The 17,729-nt window shown below is 54.8% G+C and carries 13 protein-coding genes; 7 read left to right on the top strand and 6 right to left on the bottom strand.

The window, feature by feature from the left end; translation table 11 throughout:
* Window positions 1-41: 41 nt before the first annotated feature.
* Window positions 42-1,895: an FAD-binding oxidoreductase gene (locus DHf2319_RS05210; protein ID WP_243479754.1), complete on the bottom strand. Its 1,854-nt coding sequence runs from the start codon at window positions 1,893-1,895 to the stop codon at window positions 42-44.
* A 259-nt stretch (window positions 1,896-2,154) separates the two neighbouring features.
* Complete coding sequence (locus tag DHf2319_RS05205; protein ID WP_243479753.1) at window positions 2,155-2,745, bottom strand: YqhG/Tai3 family protein; 591 nt, start codon at window positions 2,743-2,745, stop codon at window positions 2,155-2,157.
* Between the two features lie 121 nt (window positions 2,746-2,866).
* Here DHf2319_RS05205 and poxB point away from each other — a divergent pair, with 121 nt between their 5' ends.
* Window positions 2,867-4,564, top strand: a complete 1,698-nt coding sequence (gene poxB, locus DHf2319_RS05200) for a ubiquinone-dependent pyruvate dehydrogenase (RefSeq protein WP_243480016.1) — start codon at window positions 2,867-2,869, stop codon at window positions 4,562-4,564.
* A gap of 7 nt (window positions 4,565-4,571) precedes the next feature.
* Here poxB and DHf2319_RS05195 read toward each other — a convergent pair whose 3' ends face one another.
* On the bottom strand, window positions 4,572-6,074 hold the full coding sequence (locus tag DHf2319_RS05195; protein WP_243479752.1) for a TAXI family TRAP transporter solute-binding subunit: 1,503 nt from the start codon (window positions 6,072-6,074) through the stop codon (window positions 4,572-4,574).
* A gap of 324 nt (window positions 6,075-6,398) precedes the next feature.
* Here DHf2319_RS05195 and DHf2319_RS05190 point away from each other — a divergent pair, with 324 nt between their 5' ends.
* The 5 genes from DHf2319_RS05190 (at window position 6,399) to DHf2319_RS05170 (ending at window position 13,135) form a co-directional block, all read left to right on the top strand.
* Window positions 6,399-7,637, top strand: coding sequence for a porin (locus DHf2319_RS05190; protein WP_243479751.1), 1,239 nt, complete (start codon window positions 6,399-6,401; stop codon window positions 7,635-7,637).
* A 106-nt stretch (window positions 7,638-7,743) separates the two neighbouring features.
* Window positions 7,744-8,688: an AEC family transporter gene (locus DHf2319_RS05185; protein WP_243479750.1), complete on the top strand. Its 945-nt coding sequence runs from the start codon at window positions 7,744-7,746 to the stop codon at window positions 8,686-8,688.
* A gap of 36 nt (window positions 8,689-8,724) precedes the next feature.
* The gene (gene fumC, locus DHf2319_RS05180; protein ID WP_243479749.1) at window positions 8,725-10,125 is read left to right on the top strand and encodes a class II fumarate hydratase; all 1,401 of its coding nucleotides are present in this window, start codon (window positions 8,725-8,727) and stop codon (window positions 10,123-10,125) included.
* A gap of 107 nt (window positions 10,126-10,232) precedes the next feature.
* A complete protein-coding gene (locus DHf2319_RS05175) occupies window positions 10,233-11,861 on the top strand; it encodes an NAD-dependent malic enzyme (RefSeq protein ID WP_243479748.1) in 1,629 nt (542 codons plus the stop codon).
* 17 nt (window positions 11,862-11,878) lie between these two features.
* A complete protein-coding gene (locus tag DHf2319_RS05170; protein ID WP_243479747.1) occupies window positions 11,879-13,135 on the top strand; it encodes a threonine/serine exporter family protein in 1,257 nt (418 codons plus the stop codon).
* 35 nt (window positions 13,136-13,170) lie between these two features.
* On the opposite strand, the gene DHf2319_RS05165 is transcribed toward DHf2319_RS05170, so the two are convergent.
* The 3 genes from DHf2319_RS05165 to DHf2319_RS05155 all read right to left on the bottom strand — a co-directional run bounded on the left by DHf2319_RS05165 (window position 13,171) and on the right by DHf2319_RS05155 (window position 15,645).
* Window positions 13,171-14,007 carry a sulfite exporter TauE/SafE family protein gene (locus tag DHf2319_RS05165; protein ID WP_243479746.1) on the bottom strand — a complete coding sequence of 279 codons (837 nt, stop codon included), beginning with the start codon at window positions 14,005-14,007 and terminating at the stop codon, window positions 13,171-13,173.
* 61 nt (window positions 14,008-14,068) lie between these two features.
* Complete coding sequence (locus DHf2319_RS05160) at window positions 14,069-15,292, bottom strand: type II toxin-antitoxin system HipA family toxin (RefSeq protein WP_243479745.1); 1,224 nt, start codon at window positions 15,290-15,292, stop codon at window positions 14,069-14,071.
* Entirely contained in the window at window positions 15,289-15,645 is a 357-nt protein-coding gene (locus DHf2319_RS05155) for a helix-turn-helix domain-containing protein (protein WP_243479744.1), read from the bottom strand. Before DHf2319_RS05155 ends, DHf2319_RS05160 begins: the two co-directional genes overlap by 4 nt.
* 257 nt (window positions 15,646-15,902) lie before the next feature.
* Between DHf2319_RS05155 and mdlC the strand changes: the two genes are divergently transcribed.
* The gene (gene mdlC, locus DHf2319_RS05150; RefSeq protein WP_243479743.1) at window positions 15,903-17,510 is read left to right on the top strand and encodes a benzoylformate decarboxylase; all 1,608 of its coding nucleotides are present in this window, start codon (window positions 15,903-15,905) and stop codon (window positions 17,508-17,510) included.
* Window positions 17,511-17,729: the final 219 nt, after the last annotated feature.

Raw genomic sequence — 17,729 nt, 5'->3', positions numbered from 1 at the left:
AACTGAAGTTCAGTAGCATGGGGAGCCTGAGTTAGTAGGTCTTAGCCGCGCTTGACAAAGCCGTCATGGCTCCAGTCTTCACTGCCCACGTAGTGATGCGCCATGAACAGCCCGTCCGGGTCGTACTGATGCTTGAGCTTGAGGAGTCGGGCGTAGTTGGCCTGACCCCAGGCATCAGTCTGCCAATTGGGCGAGAAATAGCTCATCTCCGAACAGTAACCACCGGCATCCGGGGCAATGGCACGAATGATGTTCATGGCCTCGGTGATGCGGGCACTTTCGGTGCGCGCAGCAGCCTTGTTCGGTTCATGACCGCGCAGGCCTTCATGCACATTGAGTTCGCCACCGGCAATGATGACCAGACCAAAGGCGTGCTCCACCACCGGGTTCATCGGGATTTGCTGACCCTGGCGGGCCACCTCTGGCGGTGAGCCTGCCAATCCTTTGTTGAAGTGGATTTCAAATCCGCGCACGCGCGAGGCGGCTACCAGGGTCATGGCCAGCGCTGACAGGCGTTCCTCTTGCAATAAACGCTCGTGCAACCAACCTGATTCGTAACCCGCGATATAGATACTGACTTCGCGTGCGCTGCCAGACCACCAGAACGCACCGGCTTTGCCGTTGGGGCGGGTGTCTTCAATGATGGACTTTGGCAGGTGTTTCTTGCGGTACTCATAGTCCCACCAGTGGTACGCGGGTATCACCACCAGGCGCAGCGGCGAGGCGATCTCAAATTCGGTCGGTCTGGCGCTCACCCAATCAATAAACGGTTGCCATACTTTGGCAGCCTCAGCCTCGGACAAGCCCTGGATCGACATGGCGATTTCAAGCACATTCTCGCCATTAAATCCGACGTGCTCGCCCCAATGGGGGTTCATGAGCGCATCACGATAGAACCGCAAAAAGTGTTCCACCAACGCGGTGTAGGCGCCATCGGATTTGGCTTTAACGCGCAGACCCGCAAAACCGAATGTCTCAGGCAAGGGATGCAGTTTCAATGTCGCTCGGGTGATGATGCCAAATGCGGCACCCGCGCCACGCGATGCCCAGAACAAATCCTGATTCTGATGCTCGTTGGCCACCACAATGCTGCCGTCTGCCAACACCATCTCGACTTCGACAATGCCGCCAGCACTCATGCCAAACCGCTTGGAGAAACTGCCAAACCCACCGGTTTGCAAATGGCCACCCACTCCCACCGAGGTGCAGCCCCCGCCTTGCACGTAACGTCGACCTTTGACCACCACTTTGTCGTAGACATCAACCCAGATGGCGCCACCAGCCACCGAGACCGCCTCAAACGGCTTGACGCCCTGACTGCCTTGCGGCACGAATTTGTCGTGCATCTCGATCTTGTCAAGTCGCTTGGTCCATATCAAAAAAGAATCCGCCGCGTTGGACTGACCCAAATAACTGTGCGCCCCGCCTTTGACGACGAGCCGCAAATTATGTTGCTTGGCAAACTTGACCGCCTTAGACACGTCTTCGGCATTTTGCACCTCAGCCGCATACTGACTGACCTTGCTGGTCCAGGCATCTACCCAGCCACTGCTCTGGGTGGCACCGGGCGTATCCTGGATAAAAAACGGATTCTCAAACTGCTTCAGGATGTCGTTGCAGGCTTGTGCACTTTGCTCGCAACCGGCAAATGGATCTGCAACCTTAAACACCTTGCCCTGCATCGACTCACCAAGCGCCTGCCATTGCGCCTCGCTAGGCCAGCCTGGTTCACCCGGACGTACTCGGCGTGCCACGATGGCCTGATTGCCCTGCTGGTAAGTTGCAGCGGTCGCACTGGCATTCGGTGCCAGTGCACCCGACAGCGCTGCCGCCCCTAGACCCGCACTACCGAGTAACAATTGGCGTTTGCTGGTATCTAGTTTGTCCTGCGGCATGGCATATCTCCCTGTTGGTGATGTTGGCGGTGTTGGTAATTTTGATGGTGTTGCGTGTGTTGAATCTGATGATTGTTTGGAATGCGCTCATGGCGCTGCTTGGTCGCAGACTCCATCCGGTTGGCTTAATGCGTTTTACCGGACTACTTTACTTGACTACTTGATCTATTAGTTACTTAAAGTCACATAGATGGGTGTAACTGTACGACACATCGAGTGACATGTCCACCCAAGCCCCAGACCCAAGTTCCAGACCCCATCAAGAGCCCGCCGCCCTGACCGAGTCGAGCAGCTCGCTCAAACGTCCGCGCTTGGCAAAATCCCATTGACCTCCGAATATCACGTCATTAACCACCCAACGCCCGTCTTGTTGGGTGAGCGCCACCGTGTCAGTCCATTGGACAGTTGTCGTGGACTGGCCAGCGTTTGCCCGATACACCAGCGAAACCGCCCAGGTGTCTGGCGCTTGGGCCGGTGTGACCGCCACCACGCCAGTGGCTCCCTCAAACAGCGACACGAATGGTGAGCCTTGTAGCATTGGCGGTTCTGTCCCCTGATGACGGGCCAAGTCCAAGGTCTGCTGTACCTGCGCTTGTTCAAAGCGCTGGAAAAGGGCGGGCGAGATCCATGGCTTGAACTGCTCGAGTGCTGTGTCAGTGGGCAAGCCGTACACATTTGCGTTTAGCACCTGCTCAAAAAATCCTTTGACCGCCGACTGTTGTTGGCTTTGCTCAGTTGATGGCGCAGCATTGCCTGGCGCCAGCGGCGCACACCCTGCTAGCCCAAGCGTTGTGAGCGCTATCAGAATGATGCTGGCAGACGCGAGCAGCTGTCGTCCCGTGATAGTCATGGCTGCGCTCCTGCTTGGGTGAGTTAAAAATATTTCCACCTAGTATGACCGACTTACGCTATTCTCGACACCGTTCACCAATCCATAGGAGATTCTCGTGTCACACAGCGTTGCCAAACTGATGGTCGATACCCTTGGCCAAGCCGGTGTCAAACGTATTTATGGCGTGGTCGGGGACTCTTTGAACGGATTTACCGATGCTTTGCGCTCGCGTCCCGATATGCAGTGGGTGCACATGCGTCATGAGGAGGCTGCGGCGTTTGCCGCCGGTGCCGAGGCGCACTTGACTGGTGAGATTGCGGTGTGTGCCGGCAGTTGTGGGCCAGGTAACTTGCACCTGATTAACGGGCTGTTTGACTGTCACCGCAGCCGAGTGCCCGTGGTGGCGATTGCTGCCCATATCCCGAGTAGCGAGATCGGCAGTGGGTACTTCCAGGCGACACACCCGGAGATTCTGTTTCAGGAGTGCAGTCACTATGTGGAGCTCGTCTCCAACCCGGCGCTGTTGCCGCGCGTGCTGGAGCGCGCGATTCGCACGGCTGTGGCCCAACGTGGGGTAGCAGTGGTCGTGATTCCAGGCGATGTGGCACTGGCCCAAACTGATATTGCCGCCCCCACCTGGACCCAACCAAGACCACCGATGTTGGCACCTAACGCGGACGATGTCACGGCACTGGCAAATTTACTGAACCAGTCTTCGCGGGTGACCATGATGTGTGGTGCCGGCAGTGCCGGTGCCCATGCCGAGCTGATTGAACTCGCCGGCAAACTGCAGGCCCCCATCGTGCATTCACTGCGTGGCAAAGAGTTTGTCGAGTACGACAACCCGTTTGATGTGGGCATGACCGGATTGATCGGGTTTTCTTCTGGGTATCACGCGATGCACAACTGTGACACCTTGCTTTTAGTGGGCACTGATTTTCCGTATCGTCAGTTTTACCCGGAACATGCCAAGGTCGCGCAGATCGACTGTCGCGCTGAAAGCTTGGGTAACCGCCGCCGCCTCGATCTAGGCGTACTAGGTGACGTGAAGACCACACTGACGGCTTTATTGCCCCACCTCACGCAAAAGAACGATGACAGCTTCTTGAACGCTGCCCGGGATCATTACAAAAAAGCCCGTCATGACTTGGACCAACTCGCGGTGATCAAGCCCGGTGACAAGAACATTCACCCGCAGGCGGTCGCCCGCCTGCTGAGCGAACATGCATCCGAGGATGCGGTGTTCACTTGTGATGTGGGCACACAGACAGTGTGGGCTGCACGCTACCTGAAACTCAACGGCAAGCGCCGCCTGATTGGCTCGTTTAATCATGGCTCGATGGCCAACGCCATGCTTCAGGCTATCGGTGCACAAGCCAGCCACCCAGGCCGCCAAGTCATCTCCATGTCGGGTGATGGCGGCTTTGCCATGATGATGGGTGATGTCTTGAGCCTGAAACAGCTCAACCTGCCGGTGAAGATTGTGGTGTTGAATAACGGGACGCTTGGGTTTGTCGAGATGGAGATGAAGGCCAACGGCTTTGTGGATGTTGGCGTGGATCTGCAAAACCCGGATTTTGCGGGGATGGCCCGTGCCATCGGCATTCATGGGGTACGCGTTGAAGATCCGAGCCAACTCGAAGCAGCCGTGCAGGAGGTTCTCGCACACCCCGGTCCTGCCCTACTCGATGTAGTGAGCGCACGCCAGGAATTGGCCATGCCACCGACCACCACGGTGGAGCAAGCCAGTCACTTTGGCTTGTTCTTGATGAAGGCAGTGCTTGATGGCCGTGCCAAAGAAGTGATCGATCTGGCCAGGCAGAACCTGCGGCTTTAACCGGGTGTTAGCCCTGGTTGCGGGTTTCAGTGCGGGTATCACTGCGCAGGTTCGGATTGACCCCAGCCTCATGACCCATGGGTTTAGACGGCGCTGCCTCAGTCCCTGAGACAACGCCCTCTTTTTGCAGGTGTTCATACAGCACCGCCCTCACAAAATGAATGTGCTGACGGTGCTTGAAGTAGTCTGCCCCCTGGCTGCCATAGATTTTGACGCGCATGGCGTCAGACTCGATCTGGTCAAGCCGCTCGAGATACTGCTCGGCTTTTAACGGATCAAAATCATCCGACAGTTCAAGCTCTAATTCCTTTAACTTGCCGTAACTGTTCCAGATTCGTCGTGTCAGGCGCTTGTGCCGGTAACCAGGCAAGGACAGCAAGATGGGATAGGCGAATGCCAGGAACGGCATCAAGACGTAGGCAAACCGGTCAAGCAACTCTGCCAACCAAAACGGCAAATGACGATCAAGGTACGGTGATCCTTTCAGGAAATACTCTTGCGCCACGGGACTGCGGACAATCACTGACTCATTGAACTTGGGAAATGTGTCCTGTCTGGCAAAAAACGACGCTGTCCCACTGATTTCAACCGCAGCCTTGATCAGCAGGAACTGAATCGCGGGGTGCAAATCTTTTTGTACGACCAGTGCGGTGGTCGTGCTCAGGATCTTCATGTCCTTGGCTGGCACATTGTCCACCAGGTTGATGGAGCCCTCCGGGATAGTCAGCACATCGAGGTAGGGTAACAAGCGGTGATAGGCCTGCACGCGTGATGGGCTTAAGAGCACCACCTCTGGCGAATTCAACAGCGCTTGCATATTTTTGCTTTGGATGCCATCGACGAGCACCACGCCATCGAGCTCGCCCGACAGCACGTCTGCAACCGATTGCTGATCGGACTGCACCACAAAGTTCGAAACCTTAAAGGTGAGGTCATTGAGCGCCAGCAAGCGCTCAAACTGGACCTTGGTACCCGTGCCTGGCTCACCAATACCCAGACGCTTGTCAGACAAGCCGTCGATGAAATCGTCACGCGTCTGTGGCAGTCGGTCCTTGCGCATCAGAAAGAAAATGGGCTCGTAGTCGATGCTGCCGAGGTAAGCGAGCTGGTCAACGCCTGCCACGTCACTGGCCAAGCCGGATTGCGTCAGCGCCACATCGATGCGCGGGCTAGCCGTGTGGTCTACCATACGCTGTAAATTGGCCAGCGGGCCGGTAGAGGGCAAGACCTCGAGTTCGATGTCGTACCGTTTGAAAAAGTCTTTGTAGCGTTTAGCGATATCTTCGTATGAACCGCCCGGCACGCCGGCAGCGAAGGTGACCTTCGATGGCGGTGGTGGTTCAGCAAAATAGATGGCAACCGCTGTGATGCTTAACAGCGTCACAAAAATCGGCCAGGTTTCCTTGACGTAGCGATACCAAGCCAGAATTGACCACTGTATATCCTGAAAAAACCCCAGGATATGGTCTTTGAAATTGTCTGAAACCAGACGTTTACGGGGCGGTGACATGGCGTATTGGCTTGATTAAGTATCGTAGGGTGTGGCGAGCGCTTTGCTCTGTAGTTCTGAGGCTCTGAAGCTCGTTTATACGACAAATCCGTCTCTGGCTTACAGAGCTCAGATCCCCTGGCTATGGCTGACTTAGTGAATGACTGGCTTGTCTTGGTTTCCTTACACATTATTACGTCGACAAATGTCACAAATTGTGGTGATAATGCGATCGTCGTTTTGCTTATCCCGAGCACAGCGGCTCTGTTGACCTTCGTTTTTTTTAACGCACAACAGGCTGCCGGTTTGATGACCAACCACGTCAAACCTTGCCATGCACTGCTCATGAACACAACGAAATACATAAAGTTTGTAGTGCCTCACTGCATACTGGTAGCCACGCTTGGGCTGGCGGCAACGCTAGCGACGTCGGTCTCGATGGCTGCCTCCAACCTGACGATGTACGGCATTATTGACTTGAGTCTTTACTACAACCATGTCTCTCGTGATGCCGGCAGCTGGGGGCCCGCGATCAGTGGATCGCAAGCCGGCATGACATCAGGGGTGTTAAGTGGCTCGCGCTGGGGAATCAAAGGTAGCGAGCCGCTGTCAGACCAATGGTCGGTCCAGTTCGTGCTCGAAGAGGGTGTGAACGCACAAAACGGCAGCCTGGGACAGGGTGGACTTGGGTTTGGACGTCAATCGACCCTGGCGATTGCCAATAACCGATGGGGCTCTGTGCAGTTTGGTCGTGCAGCCAACCTGGCCTACAGCTATTTAGTGCCCTTTGATCCCTTCTCTATTTCTGGCAGCCAGGCAGGCTGGGGGGCCTCGTTTGGGTCAGCCAATGGTGTGCGACCCAACAATCTGCTCTTGTATCAAAGCGGCAATATGTATGGCTGGCAAGCCAGTGTCGGTTATTCGTTTAACACGGGCTTTAGTGCCATTTATGCCAACGGGCCATCAAACACCCTGCAACCAGGCACCCAGTTTTTTGGGACGAGCGCCAATATGCGGATGCTCACGGCAGCACTGCGATACAGCCGCGGCGGTCTGGCTTTGTTGGCAACCTATGACGCGGTCTATGGTGCTAGCCAGTTTGCCACGGGCACTGGCCAAACGGTGGCCAATACAAACCAGGCCACACCCAAGGCGTGGCTCGCGGCGGCGAGCTACGACTTTAAGGTTGTCAAAGTATCGGCTGTGATCGGGCAAACATTTGATGGTGCATTTTTTGGGCAAGGAGCAGGCGCAGGCGGTTACTCCACGCCATTGACGACCTTTAGTGAAGGCTCGAACGTGCTGTTTGCACAAGGCGCGAAATCCTCGCAATACGCGCTAGGCGCCACGATTCCGGTCGGCCCACAAGGCCGAGTGCTGCTGTCGTGGCAGATGCTGCAACCAACCGGGGCACTAAAAGCCAATACTGAACTTGCGACGCAGAATATCTTCAGCGCCGGCTATGTCTATAACCTCTCCAAACGCACCGACGTCTATGTCTGGGGCTCTTATGGGAACAATTACCAAACATTCAGTACCGCGAGGAGCTCGGTGGTGGGTACTGGTGTGCGGCATTTCTTTTAAGGCCTAAACGGATGGTGCGCATCAAGTCGGTATTTCTTTTGTAGCTTGTTCTTTTGCAGTGTGTTCTCTTGCTGGATAACCATAATCACAACCAAGGGGAATTTTTATGATTAACCTGATTTTGACGGCACTCGCCCCGGTGGCGTTTGTGGTGCTGCTTGGCTTTCTGGCCGGCAAGACCAAGCTCATCGGTAGCGATGGCGCCAAGAGCTTATCGACGGCGGTGGTGAACTTCGCCCTGCCCTGCGCCCTCTTTGTATCGATCTTTGGTTTTAGCCCGAGCCAATTTGAAAACATTCCTTATGTACTGACACTGCTGATTGGCATTACCTTGCCATTTTTTGTGGCGCTGTTTCTAGGGCTGTTCGTCTGGAAAAAACCACCCGGCGAAGCAGCTCTATTTGGCAGTAACAGCGGGTTTCCCGACATGGCGTATTTTGGTTTGCCGGTGGTGTTAACGGTAGTTGGCCAGCAAGGGATGCTGCCCATCATCGTGGGTAACATTATCACCAGCATCATTGTGATTCCGATCATCATGGCGATGTTGAACAAAGAAAAAGGGACAGCATCTGGTGCGGCGGCCACACCAGGCCTTGGCAGCATTTTGCTCAACACTATCAAGCAACCGGTGGTATGGGCGCCCATCCTGGGGCTGATTCTTGCTTTGCTGGGCTTTAAGTTGCCGGCTCTGGCCACGGATTCACTGAAACTGCTGGGCAATGTGTCAGGCGGCTTGGCATTATTTACGCTCGGAATCTTGCTGTCATTTCTGACGCCACGCATTGACTTGCAGGTAGTGACGGTGGTCATCGTGAAGAACTTCTTGATGCCTGCCCTGGTGTTGGTGCTTGCCTTGGCGTTCAAGCTTGATCCGTTGCTGGCCAAAGGCGCCATCATCATCGTGGCCTGTCCGGCGGCCACCATGGGTGCGATGTTGAGCTCGCAGTTCGCGATTGCTACTGACAAGATCCCCGGACAAATTCTCGCCAGCAATGTGGTGGCGATTTTTACGATGGCGATGTGGATTTTTATCGCTGAAAAACTGTTCTAACCATGATTCACCGCGTTTTTTTCAAAGGAACCCATCATGACTGACGTTCGCAAAGAATCCGACAGCCTCGGCATCGTCGAAGTGCCAGCCGACAAACTCTGGGGCGCACAAACGCAGCGCTCGCTTGAGCACTTCAGCATCGGCAAAGATCTGATCCCACGCGAGATGATCACCTCATATGCCACGCTAAAAAAAGCGGCTGCCAATGTGAACCACGCCAGTGGCCGTTTGCCTGACCAACAACATGACCTGATCGTCAAAACCTGCGATGAAATCCTCGCTGGCCAACATCACGACATGTTCCCGTTACACGTCTGGATGACCGGCAGTGGCACGCAGTTCAACATGAACGTCAATGAGGTGGTCTCCAACCGGTGCTGCCAGTTGGCCGGCACGGAACTGGGAAGCAAAACGCCGGTTCACCCCAACGACCACGTCAACATGTCGCAATCATCAAACGACTCGTTCCCGTCGGCCATGTATATTGCAGCAGCTGTCAATACGACATCACGGCTGCTGCCTGCGGTTAAATCACTGCGCGATGCGATGAACGCCAAAGCCGAATCGTGGAAAGATATCGTCAAAATCGGGCGCACCCACATGCAAGACGCCACCCCCCTGACCCTGGGTCAGGAATGGTCGGGTTATGTCGGTATGCTTGATGATGATCTGGAGCGCATTAACGATGCCTTGAAAGGTGTCTACCACTTGGCCTTGGGCGGCACGGCGGTAGGCACGGGCATTAATGCCGCGCCCGGGTTTGCCGAAGATGCGGCCAAAGAGATTGCCAAGCTGACTGGCCTGCCGTTTGTGACCGCGCCAAACAAGTTCACCGTCCAAGGTGCGCACGATGCGCTGGTTCACTTGTCTGGCGCATTTCGCACGCTTGCCGTCTCGCTCTACAAGATTGGCAACGACATTCGCCTGATGTCCTGCGGCCCGCGTGCGGGCTTTGCTGAACTGCATATCCCTGAGAACGAACCTGGCTCCTCGATCATGCCCGGCAAAGTTAACCCCACGCAGGCTGAAGCGCTCACCATGCTGGCTGTTCAAGTCATGGCCAACGATGTCGCGGTCGGGTTTGGGGGTGCTAGCGGTTATCTCGAGATGAACGTCTATAAGCCGCTCATCATCCAGAACATCACCCACTCCATCACCTTGATGACCGATGGCTGCACCAACTTCCGCAAGTTCCTGGTCGAAGGCACGCAGCCCAATGAGAAAAAAATCGCCGAATATGTCGAGCGTTCACTGATGCTAGTGACTGCCTTGGCACCCGTGATTGGTTACGACAAGGCGTCCAAGATCGCCCACTACGCCATGGACAATGATCTGACGCTTAAAGATGCGGCATTAAAGCTTGGATTCGTCTCAGAAGAGGAGTTCAATCGCGTGGTCGATCCCGCCAAAATGGTTCACCCCTATGTCGCGAAATAAATAGCTAGCCTGCCGCATGACGGCAGGCTAGCTCAATAAAGTGGGTATATTTCAGTACCCAATAGATGAACAACTGAGATTAACAACTGATTCAATGGAGCACTCTGATGGCTAAGACCACTGCCAAAGGCTATGCCGCCTTGCACGACCCGAGCATGAACCGCGGCTCAGCCTTTACCGCCCAACAACGCAAGACCCTGGGCCTAGAAGGCTTGTTACCAATCGGTGTTGATAGCCTTGAGTTACAAATCGCACGGGTACACACCCAACTCGATATGCTCGATAACGATTTGCAACGCTACCTTTTTTTGATGGACTTGCAGAGCCGGAATCAGACACTCTTTTATGCTGTGCTCATGGGCGACCCGGCGCGCTTTATGCCACTGGTCTACACCCCAACGGTTGGTGAAGCCTGCCAGAAGTTTGACCACATCTTCCGTTCCTCACACGGCGTGTATCTGCCCATCACCGCCAAAGGTCGGGTCAAGGAGTTGCTCAAAAACTGGCCACAGAAGGATGTGCGCTTTATTGTGGTGACCGATGGTGAGCGTATTCTGGGCTTGGGCGACTTGGGCGTAGGCGGCATGGGCATTCCCATTGGCAAGCTCGCGCTCTACACCGCGGTTGCCGGCGTGCCACCGGAGCTCACCTTACCCATTACGCTGGACGTGGGCACCAATAACCAGGAACTGCTTGATGACCCGTTGTATCTGGGTTTGCGTCAGCAGCGTGTGCGCGGCAAGGACTATGACGCGTTTATTGCCGAATTTGTTGATGCGGTGCAGGCACTCTACCCCAAGTGCTGCATTCAGTGGGAGGACTTCGCCAACTTCAATGCGGTGGGCATCCTGCAAAAGTACAAAGACAAAGTTTGCACCTACAACGACGACATCCAGGGCACGGCAGGTGTGGCCTTGGCCGGTATTCTGGGTGGCGTGCGAGTGACTGGCAAGAAACTGACCGAGCATAAATTCCTGTTCATGGGTGCCGGGTCTGCCGCCACGGGTATTGCCGAACTGATTAGCCAAGCCATGGCCATGGAAGGTTTGAGTATCGATGAGGCGCGTGCGCGCAACTGGTTGTTTGATATCAACGGCCTGGTGCAGTCATCGCGCAAAGACCTCGCTGACTTCCAAAAGCCATTTGCGCACAAGCATGCGGCGAGTAACTCGTTTGTGGATGTCATCAAGGATCTGAAGCCCACCGGGATTATCGGGGTGAGCACGGTCCCCAAGCTCTTTAACCAGCAGGTGATCGAAGCCATGTCTGAAGTCAATGAGCGCCCCATCATCTTCCCCTATTCGAACCCGACTTCACGCTCGGAGTGCACGGCTGAAGAGGCCTACAAATGGTCTGACGGCAAGGCCATATTTGCCAGCGGCAGCCCGTTTGACCCGGTCACCTACAAAAACAAAACCTACATCCCCGGCCAAGGCAACAACGTCTACATTTTCCCGGCCATGGGCATGGCAGTGCTGGCCACTCAATCCAAGCGAGTCACTGAAGAGATGTTCATCGTGGCCGCCAAGGCCGTGGCTGAGCAAGTGACCCAGGCAGAGTTGGACACGGGTTTGATCTACCCGCCGCAGTCACAAATCCTGGATGCCTCGTTGCACACCGCGGCCAAGATTGCTGAGTACATCTTTGACAACAATCTGGCGCGGGTCAAGCGTCCCAAGGATATCGAGGCGCATATTCGCAAGACCGCCTACCGCCCTGTTTACGATCCAGCATAAATTGGGTGTTGGGGTTTATGGCCAGCGACCTCGTTGATTGCCTAAAGCGTGCAGTGATCCTGCTGCACGCCAATGGCCAGACTACCCAACGGTTAATTGAAGACACCACCCGGCTCGCCCGAGCCGGGGGGATCGAATGGCAGATTGTGCCGCAATGGGACGGTGTGTTCTGTCGTTGGCGACAAAAGGACTCACAAAATTGGGACACCGCGATCTTGTCTGTGCGCCCGGCTGGCGTAGACATGCACAAGGTCGCACAAACCAATCATGTGATTGATCTAGCCTGCGCAGATAAAGAACGCTTAACAGGCGCAGATCTCGAGGCGCTAGATCGACAGTTAACCGAAATCGAACAGTATCCGCCTAGCACCAACATCAGGTTCGTTGTGATGGCGGGGCTGGGGGCCTCTGCGCTCGGTCTCATATTCGGGGTAGCTGACAGCCTGGTGTTGGCCTTGATTTTTGTGACGGCAATGCTAGGCGCCGCGGTCAGACGATTACTTGCCCACTACAGTGACAACCTGCTGGTGCAACCTTTTGTGGCTGCTTTGATCGCCGGTGTTTGTGGAGGCATCGCCCAAGGGCTATTTGATGACCCCAGAGTTCAGTTTGTGGTGATTGCACCGTGCATGATCCTGGTGCCTGGTGCCCATATCCTGAATGCATCGCTTGACCTGGTACGAGGGCGATTGGGCCTGGGTGTTTCCCGGTTCGCCTACTGCGCGCTCATCTTGCTGGCCATTTGTGCAGGTTTGTTAATCGGGCTTGCCGGCACGCATGGCACGCTGTCGTCTGCCGCGTCGGCGGTGCACACACCGCTATGGATCGATATCGTCTGCGCCGGTGTTGCGGTGGCGGCATTTGGTGCGTTTTTCTCATTGCCGTGGGGATTATTGGCTGCGCCCGTCATCGTCGGCATGGCTTGCCACGGCAGCCGGTGGCTGGTGCTTGAATCCGGCGGCGGTGTGGTGAGCGCCACCCTGGTTGCCTGCCTCATCTCGGGTTGCGTTATGACCATACTCGCCCGCAAATTGAAGCTGCCGTTTGCGGCTTTGGCGTTTGCCTCGGTGGTCTCGATGATGCCAGGGATTTTTGTGTTCAAGTTTGCCGCCGGCTTGGTCGACATCTATGACGCGGGTAGCCAAGCGACGCTTACCATGTTGCTAGATACAGTCACCAATGGCACCGGTGCGTTCATGATCGTGATGGCCATGACGTTTGGCTTGATTGTGCCGAAGATGCTGATTGAAGGCGTTGTGTACAAGAACCGCTGACGTTGGGTCTGGCTCGCTCAAGCGTTTGTTATGACTCAAGTCAGTCCGAACACTTGGGCTCGGCCAATGATCAGGAGTGCACTGGCAATAAAGCCAACGACCAAGAGCGCCACATAGAGCCCAAAAAACGTTTTCTCTGAAGCACGTTTATAGAAACGTTGTCCTAGCCAACTGCCAATGAAGGTTAACGGCATCAACAACAGCGCAGCCGTGGCGTTACCCAAGTGCAGTATCCCCAGAAAAATCAGTGGCAGGATCTTGATGGTGTTCTGGATCACCAGAAACGTAGCCTGGGCACCCACAAACTGCTCTTTGCCGATGCGATAGCACAGAAAGTAAACCGTCATCAGCGGTGAGCCTGAATTCGCGATGGTCTGACTGATGCCTAGTCCCGTGCCCATCACAAACAGGCTTTGGGGTGTGGGTGTGCCGAGGTTGCTAAACAGTTTGGCCACCCGGTCACGCAGGCTAACAAGCACCACATAAACCAAAGACATGGCCGCCACCGTCAACTCAAGCCTGCGTTCGATCACCCTCATCTCGCCATCAGACACGAGCAACCACAAGATGATTCCCCCGAGCACGGTACCCAGAAATGCAGCCGGCACCAAAGGACGCAGCAACTCGGGCTTGGCGTCATGTTTGTGCTGTTGATAAGACGTCAAGGCTGCCGGCAGCATCAAGGCGGCCACAACCGCGATGCCCACCTGCGAGCCAAGTGCAAGCACCATGAGCGGTGACACCACAAAGCCGCCCGCACCAATGCCGCTTCTGGCAAAGCCCATCAGGAATGCAGCCACGATGGCCAGTGCGGTACACAACACCGGGTCCGGTTGCAAGCGAAATGCGTCAAGCCAAATGTGAAGGTCCATCCATCAAGGCCTAGAAAAATGTCCAGCGAAGTATAGCCTCACCTGAACATGAACTCGGTGCTCATGCTTTTAACCGTTGGGCACAAGCCTTAACCACTTCGGTCACTTGATCGACAGTGACCTTGCGTATTGGAAACTCACGGGTACGCTTTTTAAAGCCTGCCGCTTGCTCAAGCATGAAATCGATCGTTTGGCCCGCCACCGATTCAGGCACTGCTGACTCTTTGGCGAGTTGCATCAGGTGCTCACGCCCAATGTCGGTTGCTTGACCACAGATATCCATGTGGTGCTGACCCATGGGACCATCACTGAAGGTTAAGTCAAACGCCGGGGCCAAGCGCCAACGATCATCTTGGCCCAAACACCAGGCAAAGTTTTTGGGGTGGTCATCGCGATTATGAAACACCACATTAAATACCGCCCGTTCAAATGCTTTCTGCACTTGAGATTCGTCGCGAGTTAAAAATCGGGTCGCCCGCAAAAACCCGGTGTAATCCACCGCACCAGGCACCCGAAAGTCTATTTGCAACAACCCAGCCAAGCTGTGATAGGGCACTCGCTGGCCATCGAACCGATCAAATCTTGCCACGCCGAATGCCGCCATGTTGGCGTCAATATCAAACCATCGACTTGGCGGCATATCGATCGAACAATCGCGCGCAAGCTCGGCGTAGAGTTGCTCAAGCGCACAGACTTCCTTGTGCTCAGCTTGAGCAGGAAATTTCACTAGCCAAGGTTCTCCCAAACCCTGCGCGCAGGTAGTGATGTCACCATGATCAGGGTGATAATGAACCAAAGCTTTAGGGCGTGCACCCTGCGGTGAGCCACCAATGCCAGCGAGCTCACGCAAAGCAGTGTTCGCATCGTCATGCAAAAACTGGGTTGTTTTTTCAGCTAGCGTTGAGAGATTCCAATCGAATGCCACGTCACCATCCTGATGAGCTGGCACAAACCGAAGCGCGCCCATGGCACGATCACCAATGAAAGCCAGTCGATCCAATGGCCCCGGATGTCGAATGCCCTGCTGACGAAATAATCGGTCCATCAACAATAAGCCCCATCCGTCAGGCAGGCTGTCTGCCACTAATCCGGGCAAACGATAAAAATGGGGTGGGAATCGATCATAGGTCTTGGGCGCAAGCTTTAACATCAAGGGTGACAACTCAAGGCCACGCTCAAGTGCTTGTCTGGAGTATTCAAACAGTAGCGCTGAGCCATCGTCGGCAAGCGAACCGAGCAACCAGTCTTCAGACCAACCGGCGTAGTAGACATCGAGGCGCTTCATGGCTCGCCACCGCTGTCACGATTAAAGTGTGTTCTATGTCGGCTCGCGCCTGATCTGCGTGGAGCACGCTGCCGTTGTTTTGCCTGCTCAGCGCGCTCCATTTGCGCGATCGATGTGTGGCGATACTCGAACAGCGCATCAAACTCCTGCACAAGTCCCAGTGTCTGTGCCACACGGATCAAGGTCTCAAGCGAAGTCTGCCCGTCTCGCTCTAGCTTGCGTATCGCGCCAGTGGACAGCCCAGCCATGCCAGCTAGCTCAGCCTGTGACAGCGATTGGGCAAGCCTGTGCAACCGCAGGCGTTGGCCAAGCGTGTGTTGAACCTCTGAGGCAATTGCAAGTTTAAACGTCATTTTTATATCTTTTAAATTCGTATTTTACCAATAAAAGACATTAAAATGTATTCTAAGCGATTAAACATATCGGATAATCCTTGGAGTGTTTACAGTTCATCCGGCCAAAGCCCGGCTGCAGGCGACCGGATACCGGCGAAGATACCTGTTACTGATTTTTTTACCGGATTTGCATAAAACCGTGTACTGTCACGTGGCGATATTTCAACTCACATAAAACAACGACGTATCAACATCGCATATCCAGGGAGTGATGCATGTCCAAAACCGTCAAACAGGCCACCTTCGACCTGCTGCGTCGACTTAACCTCACCACGATCGTTGGCAATCCAGGCTCTACCGAAGAGACCTTCCTGAAGGACTTTCCGAAAGATTTTGACTACATCCTGGCATTGCAAGAAGCGAGTGCCGTGGCCATTGCCGATGGCATCGCCCAAAGCACACGCAAACCCGTGATCGTGAACTTGCATACCGGTGCTGGGCTTGGCAATGCGATGGGCACACTGCTCACCGCCTTTCAGAACAAGACGCCGCTCATCATCACGGCCGGCCAGCAAACTCGTGAGATGCTTTTGATTGAGCCATTACTCACCAACATCGAAGCCACCACCATGCCCAAGCCCTGGGTGAAGTGGAGCTATGAGCCTGCCCGAGCGCAAGACATTCCGGGCGCCTTCATGCGGGCTTATGCCACCGCCATTCAACAGCCGGCTGGGCCTGTATTTTTGTCGTTGCCGCTTGATGACTGGGATCAGCCAGCCTTGGATATCGATGTTTACCGTCAGGTCAGTTCCCGAGTTGCACCCGATCCTGCTTGGGTAGCAGAGTTCGCACAAGCGTTAAATGACAGCAAAAACCCAGCATTGATTCTTGGTGCTGATATCGCTCGCAGCCAAGCCTGGGACGAAGGTGTTGAGCTTGCACAAAGACTGGACGCACCGGTGTGGATGCCACCGTTTTGTGAGCGAACGGCGTTTCCTGAAACGCATCGCCTCTATCAAGGGGCGCTACCGGCGGCGATCGGCCCGCTGTCGCAAAAACTGGCTGGACATGATTTGATTCTGGTCGTGGGTGCACCCGTGTTTCGGTACTACCCCTATGTCGCGGGTGACTACCTGCCAGCCGGTGCTCGGGTGCTGCATGTGACTGACGACCCTGGCATGGCTGCCAAAGCAGCTGTCGGTCACAACATCGTGGGTGACTCGAAGTTGTTCTTGCAGATGTTGCTGCCGCAACTAAAACAACGCAAATCTGCAGGAGTGCCTCTTCGTGCCGCCCCCAAACCGGCTGATGCCAACGCCAAACCATTGTTGCCCCATGCGGTGCTCGAGGTGCTCAAGCAGCACTCGCCTGTCGAGATGGTGCTCGTTGAAGAATGCCCCTCTATCGTGCCGCTGATGCAGGATGTCTTCCGGATAGACAAACCTGATACCTTCTACACCTTCGCCTCGGGTGGCTTGGGCTGGAACTTGCCAGCTGCAGTCGGTTTAGCGCTTGGCGAGAAACAATCCGGACGCAATCGACCTGTGATTTGCCTGATGGGAGACGGCTCGTTTCAATACTCGATTCAGGGTGTTTACTCAGCGGTCCAACAAAAGACCCATTTGATCTATGTGGTGTTTCAGAACGAGGAATACGGCATTTTGAAACAGTTCGCCGAGCTGGAAGAAACGCCCAACGTACCAGGCCTTGATCTACCGGGACTCGATATCGTTTCCCTGTCCAAAGGCTATGGGGCCCACAGTGTTCTGGTGGACAACCTGCAAGACTTGGCCAAGCACTATCAGCATGCGCTCGCCACCAAAGACACGACATCGGTGATTGTGGTGAGAATCACCAAAGCCCTTGGGTCATTGTTAGGTTGATCGATATGGAGATCTCGGGTGATTGCTGACTTGTAATCACCCGAGAGTAGTACCCGTAAGTTACCTTTCGTCTCGAGCAGAGGCCGCATGTCGCGTAAGTTGGACTCTTTGCGAGTGACTAAACCGGAATGACTAACAGGCGAACAATATTTGAAGAATCATTCAGTTGCTTGACACTATTAAAATTCATAAAGTGTGAAATATAAACATTTTTTGATT

It is taken from the genome of Orrella daihaiensis (assembly GCF_022811525.1).
In the GTDB taxonomy this organism is placed as follows: Bacteria; Pseudomonadota; Gammaproteobacteria; order Burkholderiales; family Burkholderiaceae_B; genus Algicoccus; species Algicoccus daihaiensis.
Note: the sequence above shows the minus strand (reverse complement) of the source record. Positions and strands in the feature narration are given on the sequence as shown.

Coding starts and splice junctions, on each gene's coding strand:
- DHf2319_RS05210 (WP_243479754.1), bottom strand. CDS start 1,895: ATGCCGCAGGACAAACTAGATACCAGCAAACGCCAATTGTTACTCGGT.
- DHf2319_RS05205 (WP_243479753.1), bottom strand. CDS start 2,745: ATGACTATCACGGGACGACAGCTGCTCGCGTCTGCCAGCATCATTCTG.
- poxB (WP_243480016.1), top strand. CDS start 2,867: ATGGTCGATACCCTTGGCCAAGCCGGTGTCAAACGTATTTATGGCGTG.
- DHf2319_RS05195 (WP_243479752.1), bottom strand. CDS start 6,074: ATGTCACCGCCCCGTAAACGTCTGGTTTCAGACAATTTCAAAGACCAT.
- DHf2319_RS05190 (WP_243479751.1), top strand. CDS start 6,399: ATGAACACAACGAAATACATAAAGTTTGTAGTGCCTCACTGCATACTG.
- DHf2319_RS05185 (WP_243479750.1), top strand. CDS start 7,744: ATGATTAACCTGATTTTGACGGCACTCGCCCCGGTGGCGTTTGTGGTG.
- fumC (WP_243479749.1), top strand. CDS start 8,725: ATGACTGACGTTCGCAAAGAATCCGACAGCCTCGGCATCGTCGAAGTG.
- DHf2319_RS05175 (WP_243479748.1), top strand. CDS start 10,233: ATGGCTAAGACCACTGCCAAAGGCTATGCCGCCTTGCACGACCCGAGC.
- DHf2319_RS05170 (WP_243479747.1), top strand. CDS start 11,879: ATGGCCAGCGACCTCGTTGATTGCCTAAAGCGTGCAGTGATCCTGCTG.
- DHf2319_RS05165 (WP_243479746.1), bottom strand. CDS start 14,007: ATGGACCTTCACATTTGGCTTGACGCATTTCGCTTGCAACCGGACCCG.
- DHf2319_RS05160 (WP_243479745.1), bottom strand. CDS start 15,292: ATGAAGCGCCTCGATGTCTACTACGCCGGTTGGTCTGAAGACTGGTTG.
- DHf2319_RS05155 (WP_243479744.1), bottom strand. CDS start 15,645: ATGACGTTTAAACTTGCAATTGCCTCAGAGGTTCAACACACGCTTGGC.
- mdlC (WP_243479743.1), top strand. CDS start 15,903: ATGTCCAAAACCGTCAAACAGGCCACCTTCGACCTGCTGCGTCGACTT.